This is a genomic window from uncultured Subdoligranulum sp. (assembly GCF_937890665.1).
Window position 1 is genome coordinate 1 of record NZ_CALADU010000040.1, and the last position, 4,155, is coordinate 4,155.

At 52.9% G+C, this 4,155-nt stretch carries 7 protein-coding genes; 5 read left to right on the top strand and 2 right to left on the bottom strand.

What is annotated here, in order from left to right:
- Positions 1–422 precede the first annotated feature (422 nt).
- A complete protein-coding gene (locus Q0526_RS02305; protein WP_298730460.1) occupies positions 423–806 on the top strand; it encodes a hypothetical protein in 384 nt (127 codons plus the stop codon).
- On the top strand, positions 803–1,468 hold the full coding sequence (locus Q0526_RS02310) for a hypothetical protein (protein ID WP_298730462.1): 666 nt from the start codon (positions 803–805) through the stop codon (positions 1,466–1,468). Before Q0526_RS02305 ends, Q0526_RS02310 begins: the two co-directional genes overlap by 4 nt.
- A gap of 723 nt (positions 1,469–2,191) precedes the next feature.
- Here Q0526_RS02310 and Q0526_RS02315 read toward each other — a convergent pair.
- Positions 2,192–2,752: a zeta toxin family protein gene (locus Q0526_RS02315; RefSeq protein ID WP_298730463.1), complete on the bottom strand. Its 561-nt coding sequence runs from the start codon at positions 2,750–2,752 to the stop codon at positions 2,192–2,194.
- A gap of 2 nt (positions 2,753–2,754) precedes the next feature.
- A complete protein-coding gene (locus Q0526_RS02320) occupies positions 2,755–2,955 on the bottom strand; it encodes an Arc family DNA-binding protein (RefSeq protein WP_298730465.1) in 201 nt (66 codons plus the stop codon).
- 365 nt (positions 2,956–3,320) lie between these two features.
- On the opposite strand from Q0526_RS02320, the gene Q0526_RS02325 reads away from it, so the two are divergent.
- The 3 genes from Q0526_RS02325 (at position 3,321) to Q0526_RS02335 (ending at position 4,003) form a co-directional block, all read left to right on the top strand.
- On the top strand, positions 3,321–3,596 hold the full coding sequence (locus Q0526_RS02325) for a hypothetical protein (RefSeq protein WP_298730467.1): 276 nt from the start codon (positions 3,321–3,323) through the stop codon (positions 3,594–3,596).
- A gap of 130 nt (positions 3,597–3,726) precedes the next feature.
- Complete coding sequence (locus Q0526_RS02330; RefSeq protein ID WP_298730469.1) at positions 3,727–3,870, top strand: hypothetical protein; 144 nt, start codon at positions 3,727–3,729, stop codon at positions 3,868–3,870.
- Entirely contained in the window at positions 3,863–4,003 is a 141-nt protein-coding gene (locus Q0526_RS02335) for a hypothetical protein (protein ID WP_298730472.1), read from the top strand. The genes Q0526_RS02330 and Q0526_RS02335 overlap by 8 nt, the downstream gene beginning before the upstream one ends.
- Positions 4,004–4,155: the final 152 nt, after the last annotated feature.

Below are 4,155 nucleotides of genomic sequence, written 5' to 3' on the forward strand. Positions count from 1 at the left end.
CGCATATCGGGAGTTTGTGGGCTATGAGTATGAGACCGACAAGGACGGGAATTTCCTTTCCAGGCTACCAGACAAGGACAATCACACTATAGACGCCTGCGCTTATGCCCTGGACCGTCTGATTTACTACAAGCGCGGCCTGTCCGCGTAAAGAAGGGAGGTGCAACAATGGCGTTTATGCGTATCTACTGCGGCTATTGTGGACAGCATTGAGAAGTGTACGAACGTGACAACTGGAATAGCCAACAGGCAGCGCCTTGCCCCCATTGCGGAAAGCGGATTGAGGGTCAAACTTGGGTAAATCAAGTAGTTCCGGCCTTCTGTGCCGTTGCTGACGCAAACCGAGAATTGGAACGGGATTCCACAGGCTACGGCCTGCCTCATTTTCAATTTGACATTATAGCTAAGAAAGGATGACGAATTTGAGCAACCGTTATCAAAATGAACCGCCCGGCCCCTGGGAGATCGACGAAAACGGGCGGCGGTTCCGGCGTGTGGGACATGGTTGCATTGAGTATCCGATGCAGATCACAACCAGCTATGGCACGTTTGACGCTGACAATATGCCCGCACCCCCAAAAGAGATTGAACCGCCCCGCCCTAAAAGCTGGGGAGACTGCCCCTTTATTTCCAAATGTACATCACAGTGCGCCTTGTACGGCGAAACCGGCTGCGGGCTTGTGACTGGGGAAGGCTCCACCACCGGCAAGCGGTGCCCGTTCGGAGACAAGCAAACTTTATTTGTATGTAAAGAGGGCTGCGCCCTCTGGTCCCTCTGTAACCATCGAAAGGAGAAAAAACAATGAGCCAGTATAACCAGTACGCGAAGAAACTCGACGACGCTTTCAAGGCGGCCCGCGATGAATTCAGCACCGCTTACAACAATTTGCAGAGCGCAAAGCAGGACAACGACGCCGCCCAGGCATGGCAGCAGGAAACATATAAGGGGGAAAACGAACTGCGGCGGCAGATTGCAAAAGCCGACCTGCTGAAAGCGGAACAGGCCCTGAGAGCGACGGAGACGCGCGTTTGGGCGGACTTCGACCGGCAGAAAGCACGGATTCGGAGCGACCTTGAAAAGGCCGTACACGCCAATTCTGCCGCCAATCCTGACGTCGTAGACGCTAACGCGCTGGAACTGCTGAAATCGGGTATTCTGACCGCTGACGATTATTTTACCCTGGTCGACAAGTACGACAACAACCCGACCATGCTTCGCCTTATCGCAAAGTATGCACAGGAATCCGCAGCCGATAAGAATACGGACGCAAAAACGCGCGGTGCGCTCTATATGCTTGCCGACCAGTGCCGCAATGGGAAGAACCGTATCATGCGCAGCTTCGACGACCTGTGCAGAATCAGCGACTATTGCAGCGGCCGAGCTGGGGGACGGTACAGTTCCGGCCATGCCGCATCTATGGCGGACAAATGGGAACAGCTTTCCGGCACTGCTGTTGAGGGGTTCTAATATAAAAAAGGGGCTGCCCCTGCATCGGGGCGGCCCCTTTTTCTATGATTATGTCAGCTTGCAGGAAAGCACCAGGCTGTACAGGCCGCTTTCGTTGATGATGGTAATATGGGGACCATTGACGGTGAACATTTCGTTCACCCCATTTGCCTGATTATTCGCTGAAGAAAGGGGGCTCCGAAATGGAGACCCCTTTTGCCATACCCACTGATGGAAAATCTGTTGGCAATGCGAATGCCAAAAAACAAATGGCTCCAATGGAGCCATTCGTTTTGAATCGGACAAAGGCTCATCTGCCTTGCCGAATCCTGCCGAACTGTGCTATACTGTCCCTGCTGCCCTTCTCCAATCTGGCAACAGAAAGGAGGTGTCGGCATTGGAATATTTCGCCAACTTCCTTGTGTCCGTCGGAGCGAGTGTAGTCGCCTACTACATCCGCAAGTGGCTTGATGGTCACGGCAAGGGCAAGTAAGCACAAAATGACCCCCGGAGAGTGCCTACCTCTCCGGGGGCTGCTTTTTGCGTGTCAGGCTTGGTTGTCTCGCCAACTTCCTTGCCTACCTGTATTATATGCCATACCCGGCGGAACAGTCAAGTATTTTCTTCACGATTCCTGGTAGTTCAGAACGACCCACCGGGGGCCGTTGGTCTCTCCAATCCCAAGAACACGATAACACAGGCTGCCAGCGCCCTGTGGGGCGCGCTATAAGCGTTTACACCCTGTCAAAGGACAATTTCCTTCCTGAGTGCCAAAAGCCACGTAGGGGGCGTTTCTGTGGCCGTCACGATTTCCCCGTTTCGGTAGAACGCCACCACCCGGAATCCGTTGTTGTTGTCGTAGAAGGTGGCTTCATTGCACAAAGGCAGCAGCTTTGCAAGGTCACGGAAGCGCCTGGAAAAGCGGCGTTCCACGTCTTGCGCCGCAATATCATGACCGCCGTGCGCCACACGGTTTGCAATGCGCTGTATGGATTCCTGCGCCGTGTCCAGCCCCACATAGTACAGCCGGACCGTGTACCCGGCATCACGGGCGGCATGGGCCATCTTGCGGGAAAAGCTGCCTGAAAGAGTACTTTCCTCTGTGAAGTCAATGCGCTGCGCAAGACAGTCCTGCAATTTTGCAACTGCTGCTTGGCCGCCTGCATATTCGTCGCCACCAAGCTGCGCGGTGATCTTGTCAGGGTCTACGATCACGCCCAAATCGTCCAGGCAGTCTTTCAGCACGCCGGACAGACTACTTTTCCCGGCTCCATTGACGCCGCCCACGATGGTAAACATCGGCATTGTTATTTTCCCTCCCCGCCAGATTCCTTTTCCATCCGCTGCTTGACCGCACTCACGATATACCCGTTCAGGCTCTCCCCGGCGGCGTCTGCGGCTGCTTGGACTTCAGCCCTCTGCCCCTTTGGCATCCTGACAAGGATCTTGTCATATTTAGCAGCCTCATACTTTGTTGTGGCTTTAATTTGAGCTTTACTAACCGGCATCTAATCACCTCAAGAGCATTATACCACAAAAGCATAGCGATAGCGATATACAAATTATACGGTGCTATCGTTATATGTTTGTGCAATATGTCTATTGATATAACGATAGCGATATAGTATAATAAAATTGTCGAAAGGGACAAGGCACGGTGAAAACCTCAGGGGAACACCGACAAGCGCCAGAAACAGACTGCGTAACGTACTTGCACGAAAGGGATAAACAAGCATCGGGCACTGGCCGCCTGCAACCGAATAGACAAACGAAAAGGCACCACGAACGCCGACCAAGCAAACCGCGATGCCAAACCCAACAAGGGCAACTCTATTATAGCATGGGCTGCCCGTAATCTCAAGGAGGTAACGCCATGAGCAGTATCGAACTTCTTTCCCTCGTGGAGCAGTACAAGGAAGCGCAGCAGCTTATCGAAGCCGCACAGGCCGAGATGGAAACCATCAAGGCCACGATCTCGGCCGAAATGTCCCGCCGGGATGTGGAGCGCATGGACGTTGGCACCCACAAAGTCACGCTGAAAACTGTAACCACAAGCCGCTTGGACGGCAAGGCCATCAAGGCCGCCGCCCCTGATCTGGCCGCCCGCTTCACCAAAACCACGACCGCCACCCGCTTTTGCGTGGCGTGATCGCATGAAAGACCGGCTGGCACTGTACACTCTGGCCGCCCTGCTGACCCTCTATGGGCTCAAACTGTTGGGCTGGCTGTAAACACAAAGCTGCGCTATCAGGCTATACGGGCGTTTGGAGGGCACAACAATGAATAGAAGCAACGAAATCCGCAGTCAGATTGACGCAATCCTCAACCGCAACAAGGATAACACGATATACCTGCAAAATGCGCTATCATACATCGCAGCCCTTGAAAGCGCGATGTATAAGAAGGAGGCCAACAATGGATAATAAAGAAGAACTGCGCGATCAGATTGAGTGCATCGTCAACCGTAACAAGGATGATGTGGAGTTCCTGCGCTGGGCTTTGCTTCATGTGAAAACTGTGGAGCGTTGGCGCATGGAAAATCACACGGAAAAATAAACCGGCGCGGACAAAGGGCAAAGGTCGTGAATCACGACCAATAGAAAACGGGAGTATTACATAGAAAGCACACATGGCCCATCTTTTACAGGTGGAAAATGTGTGCTTTTTACTACCCTTATTTTTACCCTTATTGCAATTCATTTATATTT